The following is an 18,789-nucleotide window of genomic DNA, read 5'->3' as shown; positions in this document are numbered from 1 at the left end:
GGTTATGACGCCAGCCGCCGCGCGCCCTCCGACGGCCACCTACCGGCTCCAGCTGCAGCCGGAGTTCACCCTGCACGACGCCCGCCGGGCGGTGCCGTACCTGGCGGCGCTCGGCGTCTCGCACCTGCACCTGTCGCCGCTGCTGGAGGCCGTGCCGGGCTCCACGCACGGCTACGACACCGTCGACCACGGCCGGGTCGCCGAGCAGCTGGGCGGCGAGCCGGCGCTGCGCGAGCTGGCCGCCGCCTGCCACCAGCGCGGCCTCGGCCTGATCGCCGACGTGGTGCCCAACCACATGGCGCTGCCGGTGCCCGAGCAGCTGAACCGCCCGCTGTGGCAGGTGCTGGCGAACGGCCCGGACGACCCGTTCGCCGCCTGGTTCGACATCGACTGGACGGCCCAGCCCGGCCCGGTGGACGCCCCGGAGCGCGGCCGGCTGCTGCTGCCGCTGCTCGGCGACCGGCTGGGCGCGGAACTCGGCGCGCTCACCGTGGACGGCGAGGTGCTGCGCTACCACGAGCACGCGTTCCCGCTGCGCCCCGGCACCGCGCGGCTGCCGCTGCCGGAGCTGCTGGCCCGCCAGTGGTACCGGCTCGCCTGGTGGCGGCTCGCCGACGAGCAGGTCAACTACCGGCGGTTCTTCACCGTCAACGAGCTGATCGCGGTGCGGATGGAAGTCCCGGAGGTGTTCGAGGCGACGCACGCGGTGCTGCTGCGGCTGCACCGCGAGGGCGTCCTGGACGGCTTCCGGATCGACCACCCGGACGGGCTGGCCGACCCGCGCGGCTACCTGCGGCGGCTCGCGGAGGCCACCGGCGGCGCGTACACGGTGGTGGAGAAGATCCTCACCGGCGACGAGCGGCTGCCCGCCGACTGGCCGTGCGCGGGCACCACCGGCTACGACGCGCTGCGCCGCATCGACGGGGTGCTGACCGACCACCTCGGCGCGGAGCGGCTGGCCGCGGCCTACCGGCGCGACGTCGGCGACCGGGCGGACGCGGCGACGACGGCGCTGATCGGCCGGGCCGAGATGGTCGCGCCGGACGGGGCGCTGTCGGCGGAGACCGACCGGCTGGCGCGCCTGGTGGAGCGGATCTGCGCCGACGGCCCGGAGCTGGCCGACCACTCGCCGCTGGCGGTGCGCCGGGCGTTGGAGGGCCTGCTCACCGAGTACCCGGTGTACCGGCCGTACGTGGTGCCGGGCGAGCCGGCCCCCGCCGAGGCGGTGGCGGCGCTCGCCCCGCCCGAGGGCGCCACCGACACCGAGCGGCTGGTGCGCCGGCTGGCCCTCGGCGAGCTGGGCCGCTCCCCCGCGAAGGACGAGTTCTGCCTGCGCTTCGGCCAGACCGCCTCGGCGGTGGCCGCCAAGGGCGTCGAGGACACCGCGTTCTACCGGTTCAACGCGCTGCTGTCGCTGAACGAGGTCGGCGGCCTCCCCGAGCACCCGGGCGTCTCCCCGGCGGAGTTCCACCGCTGGTGCGAGCAGCGGCAGCGGGAGTGGCCGCAGGCGATGACGGCGCTGTCCACGCACGACACCAAGCGCAGCGCGGACGCCCGGGCCCGGCTCGCGGTGCTCGCGGAGCTGCCGGAGGCCTGGGCGGCGGAGTGCGCGGCCTGGACGGTGGCGGCCGGCCCGTGCCCGGACCGGGCCTCGGCGTGGCTGCTGTGGCAGACCCTGCTGGCGGGCTGGCCGCTGTCCGAGGAGCGGCTGCTGGGCGTGCTGCTGAAGTCGGTGCGGGAGGCGAAGCGGCACACCTCCTGGACGGCGCCGGACGAGGCGTTCGAGCAGCGGCTGGCGCGGTACGCGCGCGACGCGCTCGCCAACCCGGGCCTGTGCCCGCGGATCGCCGGGTTCGTCGGCCTGCTGGAGCCGTTCGCCCGGGTGAACTCGCTGTCGGCGGCGCTGCTGCACCTGCTGGCGCCGGGCGTGCCGGACGTCTTCCAGGGCGGCGAGGAGCCGCTGTACACGCTGGTCGACCCGGACAACCGGGCGCCGGTCGACCTGTCGGCGCCGGCGGTGCGCCTGACCGACGCGGCCGCCCCGCGCGAGGGCGACCTGGCCCGCGAGAAGCTGCACCTGACGGCCACGGCCCTGCGCCTGCGCCGCTCCGGGCCGCTCGGCGACCACCGGCCGTTGTCGGCGGCGGGCCCGGCGGCCGAGCACCTGGTGGCGTTCGTCCGGGGCGGGCGGGTGCTGGGCGCGGCGACCCGCCTGCCGTACGGTCTGCACCGGGCGGGGGGCTGGCGCGGCACCCTGCTGGAGCTGCCGCCGGGCCGCTGGACGGACCGGCTGACGGGCCGGCGCTTCACCGGCGGCCCGGTCGAACTCACGTATCTGTTCCAGCAGTTGCCGGTGGCGCTGCTGGTGGAGGGGGAATGATGCGATACCGGGTGTGGGCGCCTGCGGCCAAGGTGGTGGAGGTGGAGGTCGGGGCGATCCCGTACCTGCTGGAGCGCGATCCGGCGCAGCCGGGCTGGTGGCAGGGCGACGGGCCGGACGGCGACTACGGCTTCCGGCTGAACGGCGGCCCGGCGCTGCCCGATCCGCGCTCGCCCCGCCAGCCGTTCGGGCCGGACGGCCCGAGTCGTCCCGTCGACCACGCCGCGTTCGAGTGGTCCGAGACGGCCTGGCGGGGCCGTCCGCTGCCGGGCGCCGTGGTGTACGAGCTGCACGTGGGCACCTTCACCCCGGAGGGCACCTTCGACGCGGCCGCCGCCCGCCTCGACCACCTGGTCGAACTCGGCGTGGACTTCGTCGAGTTGATGCCGGTCTGCCCGTTCCCGGGCCGGCACGGCTGGGGCTACGACGGGGTGGCGCCATGGGCGGTGCACGAGCCGTACGGCGGCCCCGACGGGTTGAAGCGCCTCGTGGACGCGGCGCACCTGCGCGGCCTGGGCGTGATCCTCGACGTGGTGCACAACCACCTCGGCCCGTCCGGCAACCACCTGCCGCGCTTCGGCCCGTACTTCACCGACCGGCACCAGACACCCTGGGGCTCGGCGGTGAACCTGGACGCGCCGGGCTCCGACGAGGTGCGGGCGTACCTGATCGGCAGCGCGCTGGCCTGGCTGCGCGACTACCGGATCGACGGGCTGCGGCTGGACGCCGTGCACACCCTGGCGGACGGGCGGGCGCTGCCGTTCCTGGAGGAACTCGCCGCCTCCGTCGACGAGTTGGCGCAGGCGGCCGGCCGGCCGCTGTTCCTGGTCGCCGAGTCGGACGTGAACGATCCGCGCACCACCACGCCCCGGGACGCGGGCGGGACGGGCCTGACCGCGCAGTGGAGCGACGACTTCCACCACGCCCTGCACGCGCTGCTGACCGGCGAGGGCCAGGGCTACTACGCGGACTTCGCGGCCGACCCGTGGGCGGCCCTCGGCAAGACCCTCACCGGCGGGTTCTTCCACGACGGCAGCCGGTCCTCGTTCCGGGGCCGCTCGCACGGCCGGCCGTTCCCCGCCGCGCACGGGCACCGGCTGCTGGGCTACGCGCAGACCCACGACCAGATCGGCAACCGGGCCACCGGCGACCGGCTGTCGGCCGCGCTGCCGCCGGGCCGGCTGGCGGTGGCGGCGGCCCTGGTGCTGACCTCCCCGTTCACGCCGATGCTGTTCATGGGCGAGGAGTGGGGGGCGTCCACGCCCTGGCGGTACTTCACCGACCACACCGACCCGCAGCTCGCCGAGGCCGTCCGGCAGGGCCGGCGCCGGGAGTTCGCCGAGCACGGCTGGCGCGCCGAGGACGTCCCCGACCCGCAGGATCCGGCCACGGTGCGCGCCTCCACCCTGGACTGGACCGAGCCGGGGCGCGCCCCGCACGCCGAACTGCTGTCCTGGTACCGGGAGTTGATCCGGCTGCGGCGTGCCGCGCCGGAGCTGATGGCCGGCGACCTGGCGGCGGTGCGGGTGCGGCACGACGCGGCGGCGGGCTGGCTGGCCGTGCACCGGGGGCGCTACCGGGTGCTGGCCAGGATCGGCGGCGAACAGCCCGTCGCCGTCCCGCTGGAGGGCGAACTCGCCGCGCTGGAGGCCTCGTTCGGCGAGGTGCGGGCCGGGACGAACGGCGCGGCGCTGCTCGGGCCGGACGCCGTGGCGATCGTCCGCACCACCTGAGCCCGCCGCCGCCTGAGCCCGCCGCCTGAGCCCGCCGCCGGCCGGGCCCGCCACAGGCCGGGCTCACCACAGGAAGCTGGCGATCCTGTTGTGCAGGTGGGCCGCGTCCAGGCCGTAGGCCGCCAGGTGCTCGGGCAGCGAGCCGTAGTGCCGGTGCTCGGCCACCGGCACGCCCAGGGCCAGGACGCGGTGCGGCAGCTGCTCCAGCGCGCGGTGCGCCTCGCGCTCCGAGGTGCCCGCCAGGTACGGCTCCACCAGCACCACGTCGGCCCGGCCGCCGATCGCCGCCCGCAGGCCCGCCGCGTCGAACGGCCGCACGGTGGCCGCGTACAGCACCGTCACGTCCAGCGTCTCGGTGGCCTCCAGCACCGCGTCCAGCATCGGGCCGACGGCCAGCACCACGCCGCGGCTGCCCTCGCGGACGGTCAGGAACTTCCCGGGGACGACCGGCCGCGCCTCGCGGTTCTGGTGGACGGACAGCCGCACGTACTGCAGGCTGTCGCCGTCCGCGACGGCGTGGCGCAGCAGCAGGTCGGCCTCGGCGGGGTGGCCGGGGACGTGCACGTTCCAGTCGGGCAGGGTGTCCAGCAGGGCGACGTCGCCGGGCGCCATGTGGGTGCGGCCGCCGGCCGGCCAGTCGTACGAGCCGGCGGCGCTGACCAGCACCGCGCCGACGCCCTGGTGGTTCAGGTCCAGCTTCACCTGTTCGAAGGGGCGCTCGATCAGGAAGCTGGCGAAGGTGTGCGCGATCGGCCGCATGCCGGTCAGCGCCAGGCCGCCGGCGACGCCGATCAGCAGCTGCTCGCGGATGCCGACGTTCACCACCCGGTCGGGGTGGGCGCGGGCCGACTCCGGGAACTGGGCGGCGCCGATGTCGGCGAGCACCAGGGCGGTGCGCGGGTCCCGGTCGAGCAGGTCGGCGGTGGTCAGCGCGAACTGGTCGCGCATGGTGAACTCCTGGGTGGTCATGGCCTGTTGTCTCCGCTCTCGGCTGTGCTCGGGCTTGGGTGGGGGCGGGCTCGGGTGGGGCGGGTCCGGAGTGGTCAGTTCTTGGGTTCGACGCGGGCCACCACCACGTGCGGGCGGCCCGGGTGCGGGGTGGTGAACGCCCGGTGCAGCTCCTCGTGGTCGCGGCCGTCCACGGTGGCCGTGGACCAGCCCTCGCCGGCGAACCGGGCTGCGATGCCGCCGCTCCAGCCGTGCGTGGCCGAGGAGTTGTCGATCACCACGACGTGCAGTCGCTCCAGGCCGTACGCGCCGGCGAACGCCACCGCCTCGTGGTTGCTGCCCTCGTCGAACTCGGCGTCCCCGACCAGCACCCACACCGCCGGACCGTCCAGGCCCTGCGCCCGCAGGCCGAGCGCGGTGCCGACGGCCAGCGGCAGGCCGTGGCCCAGCGAGCCGGAGCCGATCTCCGCGCCGGGCACCAGCAGCCGGTCCGGGTGGTGGCCGAGCGGCGAGTCGTACGCCCCGAAGCTGGACAGCAGCTCCACCGGGAAGAAGCCCTTCGCGGCCAGCACCGCGTAGTACGCCATCGGGCCGTGGCCCTTGGACAGCAGGAAGCGGTCCCGGTCGGGCGCGTCCGCGGTGGCCGGGCCGACCTTGAGGACGCGGTCGTACAGCACCCAGAGGGCGTCCAGGGTGGAGGTCGCGGCCGGGGAGTGCTTCTCGTCGCCGGTCATCAGCGAGATCAGCCCCGGCAGGTCGGCGAAGCCCGGGATGGGCGGCTTCGGGTCGGTGTCGCTGCGCGGAGTGTGCGTTGCTTCGCTCGTCATGCCTACGAGGATCCAACTTCAAGCTCACTTCAAGTCAAGGGTGTTCGGCGGTAGTGTTCCGGGCCATGACGCCCTCCCGGCACGACCGCCTCACCATCGGCCAGCTCGCCGAGCGCAGCGGCCTCGCCACCTCCGCGCTGCGCTACTACGAGAGCCTCGGCCTGATCCACGCCGAACGCACCACCGGCAACCAGCGCCGCTACCCGCGCTCCGCGCTGCGCCGGATCGCCTTCGTCCGGGCCGCGCAGCAGGTCGGCCTGTCGCTGGACGAAGTCCGCACCGCGCTCGCCCGGCTGCCCGAGGACCGCGCGCCCACGCCCAAGGACTGGCACACCGTGGCCGGCGCCTGGCAGCACCGCATCGACCGGCAGATCGCCGAACTCCAGCTGATGAAGGCCAAGTTGACGGGCTGCATCGGCTGCGGCTGCCTGTCCCTGAGCCGCTGCGCGCTGTACAACGCGGGCGACCGCGCCGGCGCCGCCGGGCCGGGCGCCCGCTACCTGCTGACCCGCGACCCGGACGACGGCCCCGAGCCCGCCGACGCCCCCGACCCGACTGTCGGACCGGGCCGCTAGCGTTGCCGGACGGCCGGATTCGGCCATCCGTCGTCGAACGGGTTTCCCCGCCGTCTATGCTGCCCCCGAAAGCGCGTTCCACCGACGGGGGGCCGGACATGACCGATCATCAGGAGATCTCGCTCGACTGGATGTCGGGCGAACAGGCGCCGCCGCCGTCCGCCGAGCTGCGGCCGGAGGTGCCGCACCCGGCCCGGATGTACGACTACTACCTGGGCGGCAAGGACAACTTCCCCGCCGACCGGGCCGCCGCCGAGAAGGTGCTGGCGCTCAGTCCGCTGGTGCGGATCAGCGCGCTCGCCAACCGGGCCTTCCTGCAGCGCGCGGTGCGCGTCCTCGCCGCCGAGCAGGGCGTCCGCCAGTTCCTCGACATCGGCACCGGCATTCCCACCGCGGGCAACACCCACGAGATCGCCCAGGCCGTCGACCCCGCCGCCCGGGTCGCCTACCTGGACAACGACCCGATCGTGCTGGTGCACGGCCGCGCCCTGCTGGCCGGCGCCGAGCAGGGCAGCGTCAGCGTCCTGCAGGCCGACCTGCGCGACCCGAAGGCGATCCTCGCCGACCCCGCCGTCCGCGACCTGCTCGACCTCGACCGGCCGGTCGCGCTGATGCTGTTCGCGATCCTGCACTTCATCGACGAGGCCGACGACCCGTACACCATCGTCCGCACCCTGGTCGACGCCCTGCCCTCCGGCAGCCACCTGGCGCTCTCGCACGCCACCGCGGACTTCATCGACCCGGCGGAGGCCTCGAAGGGCCCGGCGATCTACCGCTCCGCGACCGCGCAGCTCACCATGCGCAGCCGCGCGCAGGTGCTGCGCTTCTTCGACGGCCTGGAGCTCCTCGAACCCGGCCTGGTCACCGCCCCGCAGTGGCGTCCCGACCAGGCCCCGCAGGACACCGACGGTCAGGTCGCCATCTGGGCCGGCGTCGCCCGCAAGCCCTGACGCGCGGCCGCCGCGCACCGGCGGCGGTGCGATCATGGGCTCTCCCTCACCCGGACGGAGCCCGCCGTGACCGCACTGCCGCCGCCCCTGGTCGACCCCTGCTGGCTGGCCGACCGCCTCGACGACCCCGACCTGGTCGTCCTCGACGCGAGCATCGGCGCCCACCGCCACGCCGCCCACCGCATCCCCGGCGCGCGGGCGTTCGACATCGACGGGCCGCTGTCCGACGCCGGCTCCGAACTGCCGCACACCATGCCGTCGGCCGCCGACTTCCAGCGCGAACTGCGCGCCCTGGGCGTCAACGACCGCTCCACCGCGGTCGTCTACGACGGCGCCGGGATCTACTCCGCCCCGCGCGCCTGGTGGATGCTGCGCGCCATGGGCTTCGACCGGGCCGCCGTCCTGGACGGCGGACTGCCCGCCTGGCAGGCCGCCGGGCACCCCGTCACCGCCGATCAACTCCCCTTCTCCCCCGGCGACTTCACCGCCCGCCCGCGCCCCGGCCTGTTCGCCGACCGGGCCGCCGTGGCCGCCGCCCTCGCCGACCCCGACACCACCGTGCTGGACGCCCGCTCCCGCGAGCGCTTCACCGGCGACGCCCCCGAACCCCGCGCCGGGCTGCGCCGCGGCCACCTCCCCGGCTCGGCGAACCTCCCCTTCGCCGAACTCCTCACCCCCGACGGCCGCTACCTCCCCCTCCCCGAGCTCCGCGCCCGCCTCGCCGCCGCCACCGCCTCCCGCCCCCGCCTCGTCACCACCTGCGGCTCCGGCGTCACCGCCTGCATCCTCGCCTTCGCCGCCCACCTCACCACCCACCCCACCCCCACCGTCTACGACGGCTCCTGGTCCGACTGGGGCCGCCCGGAGACCACCCTCCCGACGGCCACCGGGGACTGACAGGCAAGAACCGGCCCCGAGCAATGCGCGCCCGGGGCCGACGGAACTCACTCTCCTGCCGGCCCCTGCGGGGGCACGTGCCCGCCAGGCGGCACCGAACCGAACAGCGGAGACGTCTCGCGGTGATCCGTTCCCGGGTCGGACCGATCGGGCTCGGTGGCATCGGCAGGCCCGGCAACGTAGTCGGGCCCGGCAACGAATACGGGCCTGGGCGGGTACACAGGCCCGGCACTGTCGCTGTCCGTGCGCGAATCCTCAGTGTCGGCCTGAACTGCCTGCTCGGTGGCACGCTTGACCCGGTGGAGCCACACCTGGCCACTGTCGCTGTCGAGGTTGAGCCCCAGATTGTTCATCAGGTCCGCCACATTCCGGGCCGCCGAGTCGTTGCTGTCGGCACTGGAGGCGGGATGCGGCACTCGGCCCGGCGAGTCCACGGGCTCTTCATCCTGCCGCAGGGCCGAGTCCTCACCGCCGGCCCCGGAGCCGACCCGCGACTCCTGCCTCAACTGCTCGGCGAATTCCGCGTCCGACGCCGGGTCCGCCAGCAGATCCTCGGTCTCGCCGGGCCGGTGCTCGACGTAGCGGCGGAAGACCTCCGGCACCTCGGTGTCATTGGCGGCTGCGGCCAGTTCGGCCAACGGGCCGATCAGGCTGACGGCCCCCTCGATGTCCTCCTCGTGACGGGACAGCCACCACACCACCGCCGAACCGGTCGACTTCAGGACCTCGCCGCCCACATAGGCGCACCGACTGCGTTCGTACTGCCGCTGGTGTTCCCAGGTCTCCTCGGCCTTCCGCAGCATGGCCAGGTTCTCCAGCCTGGCTCGATCCTCCTCGGTCACGGTGACCGTTACCGCTGCGGCCATGACGGCGACCATGCCAGAACTGTCGTGCACCTGAGCACCGAGAGCCCCGTTGAGCCGGAAGGCTGCCAGGTCGGTCCGGGACGGATGTTCTCCTGCGGCAATCTGCCGGGCCCGAGTCACGATCGTGTCAGTGGCCACCGCCTCCATGCCAAAAGGCGCCGACGTCTGGTACGCCCGGGACGGCCGCCACCGAACGGTGGCCGAGAACCGGAAGTCGTAGTCCGGCACACAGCTCGGCAGGAGCAGGTTCTCCAACCTCGTCTCGTGGAACGGCGGTTCGACGGGCGGTTCGGGCTGCGGCGGGCGGTACTCGATCGGCGGCTGCGGTGCCCGCTCCTGCGGCGCCGGTTCCTGCTGCACCCTGACCACCAAGAACAGGCCCACCGAGGCCATCGAGGTGATGCTCACCATGACCCAGAGCCAGACCGGCCAGTGCAGCTTCCACCCGCAGAGGACCGGCAGCAGGCCTCCGACGACTACGGCAAGGAACGCTTGACCCATGCTGCGGTGCCTCACGAGGCCTCCCAGGAATACGTGGATTGGGTGTCTTTGTAGTGGTGCTCGTCCATGCCTTGGGCACGGTCGATCGAACGCCAGAAGCGCGCGGCAACAGCCAAGCGGGCATCGTCGGACACCGGCGGGCTGCCCGGTCCGGTCCGTTGCCATTCCAGGGCCGTCAGGTACAGCTGGTTGAGAAGCCCGGTCCGGCCACCGGCCGCCTGGGTCACGACCTCCGGAGCATGCTCCCAGCCGGGCCTCAGCGCAGCGGCAACCAGCCAACTGCGCACCACTGGTGCCCAGCGGGTCCGATCAAGTCCCGTCAGGACCCGGCGCCAGACCAGCTCCAACTCGGCGGTGGTCGGATTGATCCGCAGGAATGAGGGGTCGAGCAGGGCAATCAGGAGCCGGTATCCGTACTTCGGCTCCGGGCGGCCACCGAAGAAGATCCTCTCGTGCAGATGTCGGAACAGGCGCCGGTCGCCCCTGGCCAGTTCGAGCACCGCGTCGGTCGCGTCTGCCACCCCGTGGCGACTCGACAAGTGGTACAGGCGGGTCAGCGCGAGATCCGGGTGGGTCGCGGCCAGCACGTGACGGCAGACATCAGTCAGCGACTCGGCCAGCTGCGGCGTCAACTGGCCGAATGTGGCCCGCTGGTAGATCTGCTTTCGAGTGGCGGGGCCGTACTTCTCGTGCTCAAGCCCTTGCGCGATCAGCAACGCGGCCTCGGCCGGCAGCGCCCGGCCGGTGCCGGAGGTCCACCGTTCGGCGAGCTTCCAAAGATCGTCGGGGCGTTCGACCGCGAGGGCCTGTTCGGCGAAGCGGATCACCAGCTCCCGACGCTCCGCCAGGCCGAGCCCCGGCAGCCGGACCGCCTCGGCCATCCACTCCGCCAGGTGCTCGCGCAGGCCAGGAAAGTAGGTCCAGAAGTGCGACCGCACCGCACCGCTGTAGGACAGCCGATCGAAGTCGAGCCGTCCGTACTGGTTCCGTGTCATCTGCAAGGCGCGGAGCTGCACCAGGAGATCCGGTCCGGCCAGGGCCGATTCACTCTCGACCGGGTGGCGAACCAGCCGGACCAGTCGCTCGGCCCCCACGACTGCGGTGTCCATCGGGGCGCCGTCGAGCATCGCCCCGGCCAGCAGCAGGGCGCGTTCCCTACCGTCGGTCAACTCGTGGACCTGCTGCGCGACCTCGTCCGCCCAGTCGGTGACTGTCGGCAGTGCCGCCGCACACCACTCCGCAAAGGTAGTTCCATGTCGACGGCTCGCCCTGGCCTCACTGATGCTCCGGGCCAGCCGGGCGATGTCCCGCATCGGGGAACTCGCCAGAAGGTCCCTGAGCTTCGGAAGTCCTGGGTTCCTCAGGTCCTCCGATCTGAAAGGAATCTCGTTCGAGCGAAGGTGGCGCACCAACACGGCGATGCCGCGAGGCCGTTCGATCCTGACGAGATAGGGCTGGAGCTCCGGGGCCAGCGAGCGTTCCAACCCCGGAGACAGAATCACGACCAGCCTCGCGCCTGTGCGCTCCGTCGCCGAGCGGTAGACACCGAGCAGCTCACACGCGGCCCGGGCGTCCTGTACCGCAATCGACGACAGATCGAGGAGCAGCCGATCGCCGGGCCCGATGTCCAGTTCGCCGTCGGGGTCGCGCTCCAGCGGAAGTTCCTCAAAGTTTCCTTCATCCCCGTCCAGTTCGTGCAGGAGCACGGTCGCCGCGGCGCGCCGCCCGACTCCCGGCTCACCGGTCAGCAGGACGGTGGCTCCCGGTTTGGCCAGCCTCTCGAAGGCCTGGTGCAGATTGCGGGGCGGCACAAACCGTTGGCTGAGCCAGCGGCGGTCGTCCGCCGCGATGCGAAGCCGCTCGGTCCGAGAACGCAGGAACTCGCTCGCGGGAATGTAGAAGTTCTGATCGCCGGGACCGTTGTGGACCGGCCCTTGGGGACTGTCGATCCGGATGCTGCCAGGTGTGCTCACCTGTCCCGGCCGCTCTCACGTCCGACCGTTCCTCCGAACTGCTGCCGGGAGTTGCTGAAGTCGCCGCCCGTGACGTACTGGACGCCCATACCGTCTCCGCTGAACTGCGGCCCGCTGTTCAGGTTGCCGCTGCCCGTGTGGATCGGCCCGCGCGGCGAGTTGATCACCATTCCGGACAGGTCGCCGCCCACGGCCCCGACCCCGTCCCGCATCCGCACCTGGTTGGCGCGGTCCTGCTCCCGGCCCGCCTCGGGGGCTTCGCGCCGGGAGTCGAGCTTGGCCAGCGCCGGCACCAACTCCGCGAGGTCGTCACCGATCCGGGCGATGTCCGCATGCGAGTTCCGCGTGTCCAGTCGGCGGTAGTGGCAGTCGGCGAGTTCGGCGAGCTCTGCGGGCAGTTGGCTCGCGTCGAAGCGCGGGGCGTCGGTCAGAATCGGGATCACGACGGCACCGCTCTCGAACGCCTCGATGATCTCTCGGCGCGTCCAGTCGGCCGGGTCCTCCACCGCGGGCCGCTCACCGGGCGTTCGCGGGTCGAACCAGCGTGGTCCGATCACCGCGAGCAGGACGTGGCACCGCCGCACCGCAGTGATCAGTTCCCGGGGAAAGCGACTGCCGGCCGCAATCGACTTGCTCGCACGGAACACCTGGTCGGTCCCGAACCTGGCGGACAGCTCGTGCTCCAGCAGCGCGGCAATGCCGTCGCCGTCCCCTGTGCGGTAGTTGACGAAAACCACGGACATGACGGGAAGACCCCTTTGAAGATCGAACAGAATGGATGACGCATTCGACTGCTCATCAACTGCAGTCGGTCAGGACTTCGAGCAAGGCCGGCCGGAGCTCACGGACAGCCCGGTGGGAGCGGAAGCGGCCCAGCTCGCGGTCGAGCCGCCGCACGTCGGCGGCCACGGTGGCGGACTTCACCTCACCGGCGATGCCGACGAGTTCACCTGCGACCACGCAGGACCGCTCGACCTCACCCGCGGCTGCGTGGGCCAGTGCCCGACGCAGCCCGTAGCGGGTTCGGGTCCGCAGTGCGTGCGCCGGGATGCGTGCACACTCCCGGTCCAGCACCTCCGCTGCTTCCTGCGGTCGGCCGAGGTCGTGCAGGCACCAGCCGGTGACCATCGCGGCGGGGTGGGCGAGGTTGCTGGTGCCGATGACCGGGCCCGACGGTTCATCGTCGGCGGCGTACACCAGGTACTCCTGTGCCAGATCGAGACTCCGCATGCAGCTCAGGTGATCCCCCGCCAAGGCATGGCCTTGTGCTTCCCGTTGGGCGGCAAGGCCCCTGATGCGGTACGGCAGCCTGCGGTTCTCCGCCGCGCCGGCAGCCAGTGTGATGGTCTGGGCCGCGTCCCCGTCGTAGAACGTCACCAATGCCCGGCGCACCAGCGCGTACGAGGAGAGGTGCAGGTCGCCGGCTTCCTCCGCGAGGTCCACCGCCTCCGCGGTGTGCGTGAGGGCCGCTCGGGTGTCTCCTGCCTCCTGCGCCATCCAGCCGGTGAACTCCGCAAAGCGAGAGGCCAGCAGGAGCAACTCGGACCTGGTCCGTCCGGCGGTGGATGCCGCGATGCGCGCGGTGGTACGCCCCTGTTCCACCAGCAGGGGCAGCAGCACGACGGGGTCGACGCACTGTCCTAGTCGCCTGGCCCGGTCGTACTCCTCCCGCAGCAGCGCTGTCGGCGTGAACTCGGCGGCCGCTGGAAGGCGGGCCCCTGCAGTACGTCCGGGCGCGGACAGTGCCAGCAGGGACGCCGCGCCCGCAGCCATCAGCTCGCGACGTCCGGTGACCCCCTGCTTGCCGGCCTCGGCGTGGTCCTCGACCAGTCCGGACAACCTCCCCTCGGCACCAAGGGCCGCGTCACACCGGCGAGCGAGGTCGATCGACGCCACCCGCTCACCGCGCTCGACCTTGCTGAGGTACCCCTTGCTGTAGTTCAGCCGTCTGGCCAGACCGTCGAGCGACAGCCTCCGCTCCTCGCGCAGGCGCCGCAGTTCGGCACCGAACGAAAACGACATGGACATGCCACTATCTCCTCCGGAATCGTCCCGCACATGAGAAGGGCGGGGAAGCGGGGGCTCATCGTCCGGCCCCTGGAGAAGAAGTCTGGCACGCGACGCATTCGCCTGGTGGCGTTCTGTAAGGGTTTCCTGTCGCCAAAAGCACCTGCCCCGGAGTCCGCTCGCAGCGAGCCTCCGAGGCAGGCAGAGTCGCGCGACTGCGCGTCAGGACCGGCGCTGCTCCAGGTCGTGCCACAACTGCTGGACGCGGGTGGTGAGTTGAGCGAGGTCGCCGCTGTTGTCGAGGATCAGGTCGGCGACGGCGAGGCGGGCCTCGCGGGTGGCCTGGGCGGCCATCCGGGCGCGGGCCTCGGCCTCGGGCATGCCGCGCAGGGCGGTGAGGCGGCGCAGGCGTTCGGCGTCGGGGACGTCGATGACGACGACGAGGTCGTAGAGCGGGGCGAGGTTGTTCTCGGCGAGCAGGGGGACGTCGTGGACCACGATCGCGTCGGGGCCGGCGGCGGCCTCCAGTTCGGCGGAGCGGGCCCGGACCAGGGGGTGGACGATGGCGTTCAGGGCGGCCAGCCGGTCCGGGTCGGCGAACACGACGCGGCCGAGGGCGGGGCGGTCGAGGGTGCCGTCGGGCAGCAGCACCTCGGGCCCGAACTCCTCGACCACGGCGGCCAGTCCGGGCGTCCCGGGGGCGACCACCTCGCGGGCGATCACATCCGAGTCGATGATCACCGCGCCCAGTGCGGCCAGTTGGCGGGAGACCTCGCTCTTGCCCGCGCCGATGCCGCCCGTCAGTCCGATCCTCAGCATGCCGCCAGGTTACCGGTCCGTACCGGGTCGTCCGGAGGGGCCCGCCCGGAGCGAACGCGCGGCGGCCGGACGGCGAACTCCGCGGGAATTCCGGGGAGGTCCGCCCAAGGGGCGTCCGGAAAAGTTGTCCGTACAGCTCTGCGGGCCCGATTCGGCCGCTAGGGTGCCGAACAGCTGCCCGAACCACCCGCACCGCGCTCGAACGATCGGAGCACCATCCGTGTCCAGCAACTGGCCCGCCGGCCCGCGCCGGGTCCTGGTCGTCGGCATCGACGGCGTCCGCCTCGACCTGCTGAACGAACTGCGCACCCCGCACCTGGACGCCGTCGCCGCCGCCGGCTTCCTCGGCCGCGTCGAGGTGGACGACGCCACGCCGACGATGTCCGGCCCGTGCTGGGCGACCATCGCCACCGGGGTCGGCGTTGCCAAGCACGGCGTGCTCGGCAACCACTTCGGCGGCCACCGGCTCGACGTCTTCCCGGACTTCACCACCCGGCTGGCCAAGGTCCACCGCCGCCGCACCTTCGCCGTCGGCGGCTGGGAGCCGCTGTTCCTGGCCCGCGACGGCGGCCCGCTGTTCAACGCGCCCGGCCGGCTGTCGTACATCGCGCCGCTGGAGGACACCCCCGAGGCCTGGGAGGTCTGCGACGAGCGGGTCACCGCCGAGGCCGAGTACGTGCTCGCCCGCTCCGACGACGACCCGCAGGCGTCCTTCGTCTACCTCGGCGCGGTCGACGAGACGGCGCACTTCCGGGGCTGCGGCGCCGACTACCGCCGCTCGATCGAGACCGCCGACGCCCGCCTCGGCCGCCTGCTGGCCGCCGTGCGCGAGCGGCCCACGTACGCCGCCGAGGAGTGGACGGTGATCGTGGTCACCGACCACGGCCACGTGGACGCGGGCGGCCACGGCGGCCGCAGCGCACTGGAGCGCACCGCGTGGATCGCCGCGTACGGCCCCGGCATCACCCCGGGCGCACCGGCCGGCCCGCTGCACCACACCGACGTGGCGGCGCACGTGTACGCGGCGCTGGAGATCGTCCCCGACCCGCACTGGACGCTCGACGGCCGCCCGTTCACCACGGTGCCCGCCGCTGCGGTCCGCTGACCTCCGCCACCGGGGCGGCCTGCCAGCGGCCGTCCGCAACTGGCTTGCCGGGCAGCCGACTCGGGGAGGTCAGACCAGGTCGAGCGCCTCGCCGACGGCCAGCGTCCGGTACTCCACGCCGCCGGTGCCGGGCCCCTGCGGGCCGAGCAGGCGGCCGTGGACGGCGCGGCCGGCCTCGCTGAGGGTCTCGTCGTGGATCGCCACCGCCTGCCGGGGGCGGGTGTCGCGCAGGTAGTCGACCAGCTCGCCGGCCCGCAGCCAGGGGGCGCCGAGCGGGAGCAGCAGGGTGTCGACGGTGTCCGGCGGGACGGTGAGCGCGTCGCCGGGGTGGAAGGCCCGGCCGCCGAGCAGGAAGCCGATGTTCGGGATCCGCTCGATGTCGGGGTGGATCTCGGCGTGCCACTCGCCGTGCACCGTCACCGGCAGCCCGTCCAGCTCGAACGCGTCGCCGTCGCCGACCACCGTCACGCGCGCGCCGATGCCTTCCAGCTGCCGGGCCACCGAGCGGTTGGTGAAGACCCGCAGCCCGGGGTTGGCCTCGACGGCGGCCCGCACCAGGGGCTCGGTAAAGTGGTCGGCGTGCTCGTGGGTGATCAGCAGGGCGTTCACGTCGCGCACCGCGTCGGGGGCGGTGAACATGCCGGGATCGATCAGCACCGCCCCTTCCGCGTGCTCGATCCGGACGCAGGCGTGGCCGAACTTCGTCAGTCGCATGCCCCCAGCCTAGGACGCACCCACCAGGCCCGGCTGCTGCGGCAGCCGCGGCGAGGGCAGCACCGGGGGATGCAGCGGCGGCAGTTCGACGTGCTCGCTGAGGCCGATGATCCGGTGCAGGCGGCGCAGCGGCGCGGGCGCCCACCAGTTGAGCCGGCCGAACAGCGACATGGTGGCGGGCACCAGCAGGGTGCGCACCAGGGTGGCGTCCACGGCGACGGCGACGGCCAGCGCGATGCCCATCTGCTTGACCATGAGCATCTGCCCGACGGCGAACCCCGCGAAGACGATCACCATCAGCAGCGCGGCCGAAGTGATGATCCGACCGCTGCGCTGCAGGCCGAGCTCGACCGACCGCAGACAGCCGTGGCCCTGGTCGTGCAGCTCCTTGATCCGCGACAGCAGGAACACCTCGTAGTCCATCGACAGCCCGAACGCGAAGGCGAACACCAGCACCGGGATCACCGTCTCCAGGCCCCCGGTCGGGGTGAAGCCGAGCAGCCCGCTGAAGTACCCGTGCTGGAACACCAGCGTCAGCGCGCCCAGCGACGCGCCCAGCGACAGCACGTTCATCAGCAGCGCCTTGACCGGCAGCACCACCGAGCCGGTCATCATGAACAGCAGCACCAGCGTCCCCGCCGCGACCAGCCCGACCGCCCACGGGCCGCGCGAGCCGATCTCGTGCTGGAAGTCCACCAGCGACGCGGCGTCCCCCGTCACGTACGTCTCCAGGCCGCCCCGGTGCTCGCGCAGCTGCGCGACCACCCGCTTGGCCTCCGCGCCCTGCGGGTCGCCCTTCACCAGCACGTCGATGCTCTGCACGCCGCCGGAGACGGGGGTGACGGCCCGCGCCCCCGCCACGTCCCGCAGGTGCGAGACCACCGTGTTCGCGTAGCGCTGCGCCTGCTCCGGGGTGCCCGCGACGACCACCTGCACAGGGGCCGGGGCGTGCGCCGGGAAACGTTCCTGCACGGCCTCGGCGACCTGCCGGGACGCGAAGCTCTTCGGCAGCACGTCGGCGCCCGAGTTGCGGAAGTGCGACCCCAGGAACGGCGCCCCCGCCGCCAGCAGCAGCGCCACGCACGCCAGCATCACCGGCACTGCCCGCCGCTGCACCCGGCGCACCGTCCGCGAGAAGAACCCCTCGTCCGGGACGGGCGCGCTCGGCGCCTTGATCCGCCGGCCCATGAAGCCCAGCAGCGCCGGCACCAGCGTCAACGCCGCCGCCACCGCGATCACCACCACGCTCACGCCCGCCGCCGCGACCGCCCGGAACACCGGGCTGGTGAACACGAACAGGCCGCTCAGCGCCACCGCCACCGTCAGGCCCGAGAAGCCCACCGTCCGGCCGGCCGTCGCCGACATCCGCTCCACCGCCTGCGCGATCGTCGCGCCGTGGCCGCGCTCCTCGCGGAACCGGTTCACCATCAGCAGCGCGTAGTCGATCGACAGGCCCAGGCCCAGCACCGTCGCGATCGGCAGCACGCTGGTGTCGATGTCCATGATCCGGCTGAACCCGAACATCGCCAGCAGCGCGCCGCCCACCGACGCCACCGCGCCGATCCCCGGCAGGCCCGCCGCGGCCAGCCCGCCGAACACCAGCACCATCACGATCAGCGTCAACGGCAGCGTCACGATCTCCCCGAAACGGGTGTCCCGCGCGGTCTGGTCCTTGACCTCCTGCTGCAGCACCAGGTCACCGCCGACGAGCGTGTGCGCGCCGTCCGCCGTGATCTGCTCCAGGCGGTCCGTGACGGCCTTCAGCTGCTTCGCCGACGCCCCGTCCGCGATCCGCACGTTCACCAGCGACGCCCGGCCGTCGTCGGCGGTCAGCTGCCCGCCCGTCGAGTAGGTGTCCGCCACCGAGACCACGCCCGGCAGCTTCGCGACCTCCGAACTCGCCTGCCGCACGGCCGCCTTGACGCCCTCACTCGCCACCGGCGGCCCGTCCACCACCGCCGTCACCGTGCCCTGCACCGGATCCGCGGCCTGCACGACCGCCGCACCCCGAGCCGACTCCGACCCGCCCCCGCCGGTCCCCGCCACCGACCCCTCGAACACCCGCCCGCCGATCAGCACCCCCACGACGAGCACCGCGGCCCACGCCCCCAGCACCCACCGCCGATGCCGAAAACACACTCGCCCAAGCGCGGCCAACCGACCACGAACCTGGGAAACCTGGACCTCTGCCACTGCGATGGAGCGAGAGCTGCGCATGCCGGGAGCCTTTCGGACAACTCACCCCAAGGTATGCGTCACCTCCCGAACGTCCTATAGGCGGACGATGAGCCTCATCTCACAATTCCCTTCACATAAACGCCACTTAAGCTCCCCCGCTCCCACCCACAAGCGCTACGGCGCGACGGCGAGCGGAGCGGTGCGCGGCGCTTCGTGGGGGCTTGCTGTTGGCAGCGCCCACCCACCCACCCGAGCACCCACCCGCGAAACGCACTGCGCAACGGGCGGCGAGCCGAACGGTGCGCTGCGCGGTGCG

15 protein-coding genes are annotated in these 18,789 nt (G+C 73.2%); 6 read left to right on the top strand and 9 right to left on the bottom strand.

Annotated features, from left to right (window positions below; genetic code table 11):
- Positions 1–4 precede the first annotated feature (4 nt).
- Both treY and treZ read left to right on the top strand, forming a co-directional pair.
- The gene (gene treY / locus ACWEMJ_RS15740) at positions 5–2,380 is read left to right on the top strand and encodes a malto-oligosyltrehalose synthase (protein WP_452137596.1); all 2,376 of its coding nucleotides are present in this window, start codon (positions 5–7) and stop codon (positions 2,378–2,380) included.
- Positions 2,380–4,113 (top strand): malto-oligosyltrehalose trehalohydrolase, encoded by a 1,734-nt coding sequence (gene treZ, locus ACWEMJ_RS15735; protein ID WP_452137632.1) that lies wholly within the window; start codon positions 2,380–2,382, stop codon positions 4,111–4,113. The genes treY and treZ overlap by 1 nt, the downstream gene beginning before the upstream one ends.
- Positions 4,114–4,176: 63 nt before the next feature.
- Here treZ and ACWEMJ_RS15730 read toward each other — a convergent pair whose 3' ends face one another.
- A complete protein-coding gene (locus ACWEMJ_RS15730; protein WP_452137595.1) occupies positions 4,177–5,082 on the bottom strand; it encodes a transketolase family protein in 906 nt (301 codons plus the stop codon).
- 74 nt (positions 5,083–5,156) lie between these two features.
- Positions 5,157–5,888 (bottom strand): thiamine pyrophosphate-dependent enzyme, encoded by a 732-nt coding sequence (locus ACWEMJ_RS15725; protein WP_452137594.1) that lies wholly within the window; start codon positions 5,886–5,888, stop codon positions 5,157–5,159.
- Between the two features lie 65 nt (positions 5,889–5,953).
- Here ACWEMJ_RS15725 and soxR point away from each other — a divergent pair, with 65 nt between their 5' ends.
- The 3 genes from soxR (at position 5,954) to ACWEMJ_RS15710 (ending at position 8,310) form a co-directional block, all read left to right on the top strand.
- Complete coding sequence (soxR, locus tag ACWEMJ_RS15720) at positions 5,954–6,463, top strand: redox-sensitive transcriptional activator SoxR (RefSeq protein ID WP_452137593.1); 510 nt, start codon at positions 5,954–5,956, stop codon at positions 6,461–6,463.
- Between the two features lie 98 nt (positions 6,464–6,561).
- Positions 6,562–7,413, top strand: coding sequence for an SAM-dependent methyltransferase (locus tag ACWEMJ_RS15715; protein WP_452137592.1), 852 nt, complete (start codon positions 6,562–6,564; stop codon positions 7,411–7,413).
- 66 nt (positions 7,414–7,479) lie between these two features.
- Positions 7,480–8,310 carry a sulfurtransferase gene (locus tag ACWEMJ_RS15710; RefSeq protein ID WP_452137591.1) on the top strand — a complete coding sequence of 277 codons (831 nt, stop codon included), beginning with the start codon at positions 7,480–7,482 and terminating at the stop codon, positions 8,308–8,310.
- Positions 8,311–8,357: 47 nt separating this feature from the next.
- Here ACWEMJ_RS15710 and ACWEMJ_RS15705 read toward each other — a convergent pair whose 3' ends face one another.
- The 5 genes from ACWEMJ_RS15705 to coaE all read right to left on the bottom strand — a co-directional run bounded on the left by ACWEMJ_RS15705 (position 8,358) and on the right by coaE (position 14,476).
- Positions 8,358–9,587: a hypothetical protein gene (locus ACWEMJ_RS15705; protein WP_452137590.1), complete on the bottom strand. Its 1,230-nt coding sequence runs from the start codon at positions 9,585–9,587 to the stop codon at positions 8,358–8,360.
- A 101-nt stretch (positions 9,588–9,688) separates the two neighbouring features.
- Positions 9,689–11,650 (bottom strand): hypothetical protein, encoded by a 1,962-nt coding sequence (locus ACWEMJ_RS15700; protein ID WP_452137589.1) that lies wholly within the window; start codon positions 11,648–11,650, stop codon positions 9,689–9,691.
- Positions 11,647–12,393, bottom strand: coding sequence for a toll/interleukin-1 receptor domain-containing protein (locus tag ACWEMJ_RS15695; protein ID WP_452137588.1), 747 nt, complete (start codon positions 12,391–12,393; stop codon positions 11,647–11,649). Before ACWEMJ_RS15695 ends, ACWEMJ_RS15700 begins: the two co-directional genes overlap by 4 nt.
- A gap of 55 nt (positions 12,394–12,448) precedes the next feature.
- Positions 12,449–13,678: a helix-turn-helix domain-containing protein gene (locus ACWEMJ_RS15690; protein ID WP_452137587.1), complete on the bottom strand. Its 1,230-nt coding sequence runs from the start codon at positions 13,676–13,678 to the stop codon at positions 12,449–12,451.
- Positions 13,679–13,879: 201 nt separating this feature from the next.
- Complete coding sequence (coaE, locus tag ACWEMJ_RS15685) at positions 13,880–14,476, bottom strand: dephospho-CoA kinase (RefSeq protein ID WP_452137586.1); 597 nt, start codon at positions 14,474–14,476, stop codon at positions 13,880–13,882.
- Positions 14,477–14,696: 220 nt separating this feature from the next.
- On the opposite strand from coaE, the gene ACWEMJ_RS15680 reads away from it, so the two are divergent.
- Positions 14,697–15,581, top strand: a complete 885-nt coding sequence (locus ACWEMJ_RS15680) for an alkaline phosphatase family protein (protein ID WP_452137585.1) — start codon at positions 14,697–14,699, stop codon at positions 15,579–15,581.
- 69 nt (positions 15,582–15,650) lie between these two features.
- Here ACWEMJ_RS15680 and ACWEMJ_RS15675 read toward each other — a convergent pair whose 3' ends face one another.
- Positions 15,651–16,295, bottom strand: a complete 645-nt coding sequence (locus ACWEMJ_RS15675) for an MBL fold metallo-hydrolase (protein ID WP_452137584.1) — start codon at positions 16,293–16,295, stop codon at positions 15,651–15,653.
- Positions 16,296–16,304: 9 nt separating this feature from the next.
- On the bottom strand, positions 16,305–18,380 hold the full coding sequence (locus tag ACWEMJ_RS15670; RefSeq protein WP_452137583.1) for an MMPL family transporter: 2,076 nt from the start codon (positions 18,378–18,380) through the stop codon (positions 16,305–16,307).
- Between the last annotated feature and the right edge of the window lie 409 nt (positions 18,381–18,789).

This window comes from Kitasatospora sp. NPDC004531, from assembly GCF_053602195.1.
The sequence above is the reverse complement of the archived record's forward strand: the minus strand, read 5'-3'. Positions and strand labels throughout refer to the sequence as shown.

Excerpts from the sequence above, each read along its gene's own strand:
- ACWEMJ_RS15705 (WP_452137590.1), bottom strand. The coding sequence starts at position 9,587 with ATGGTGAGCATCACCTCGATGGCCTCGGTGGGCCTGTTCTTGGTGGTC.
- ACWEMJ_RS15675 (WP_452137584.1), bottom strand. The coding sequence starts at position 16,295 with ATGCGACTGACGAAGTTCGGCCACGCCTGCGTCCGGATCGAGCACGCG.
- soxR (WP_452137593.1), top strand. The coding sequence starts at position 5,954 with ATGACGCCCTCCCGGCACGACCGCCTCACCATCGGCCAGCTCGCCGAG.
- ACWEMJ_RS15695 (WP_452137588.1), bottom strand. The coding sequence starts at position 12,393 with ATGTCCGTGGTTTTCGTCAACTACCGCACAGGGGACGGCGACGGCATT.
- ACWEMJ_RS15725 (WP_452137594.1), bottom strand. The coding sequence starts at position 5,888 with ATGACGAGCGAAGCAACGCACACTCCGCGCAGCGACACCGACCCGAAG.
- coaE (WP_452137586.1), bottom strand. The coding sequence starts at position 14,476 with ATGCTGAGGATCGGACTGACGGGCGGCATCGGCGCGGGCAAGAGCGAG.
- ACWEMJ_RS15715 (WP_452137592.1), top strand. The coding sequence starts at position 6,562 with ATGACCGATCATCAGGAGATCTCGCTCGACTGGATGTCGGGCGAACAG.
- ACWEMJ_RS15690 (WP_452137587.1), bottom strand. The coding sequence starts at position 13,678 with ATGTCCATGTCGTTTTCGTTCGGTGCCGAACTGCGGCGCCTGCGCGAG.
- treY (WP_452137596.1), top strand. The coding sequence starts at position 5 with ATGACGCCAGCCGCCGCGCGCCCTCCGACGGCCACCTACCGGCTCCAG.
- treZ (WP_452137632.1), top strand. The coding sequence starts at position 2,380 with ATGCGATACCGGGTGTGGGCGCCTGCGGCCAAGGTGGTGGAGGTGGAG.
- ACWEMJ_RS15730 (WP_452137595.1), bottom strand. The coding sequence starts at position 5,082 with ATGACCACCCAGGAGTTCACCATGCGCGACCAGTTCGCGCTGACCACC.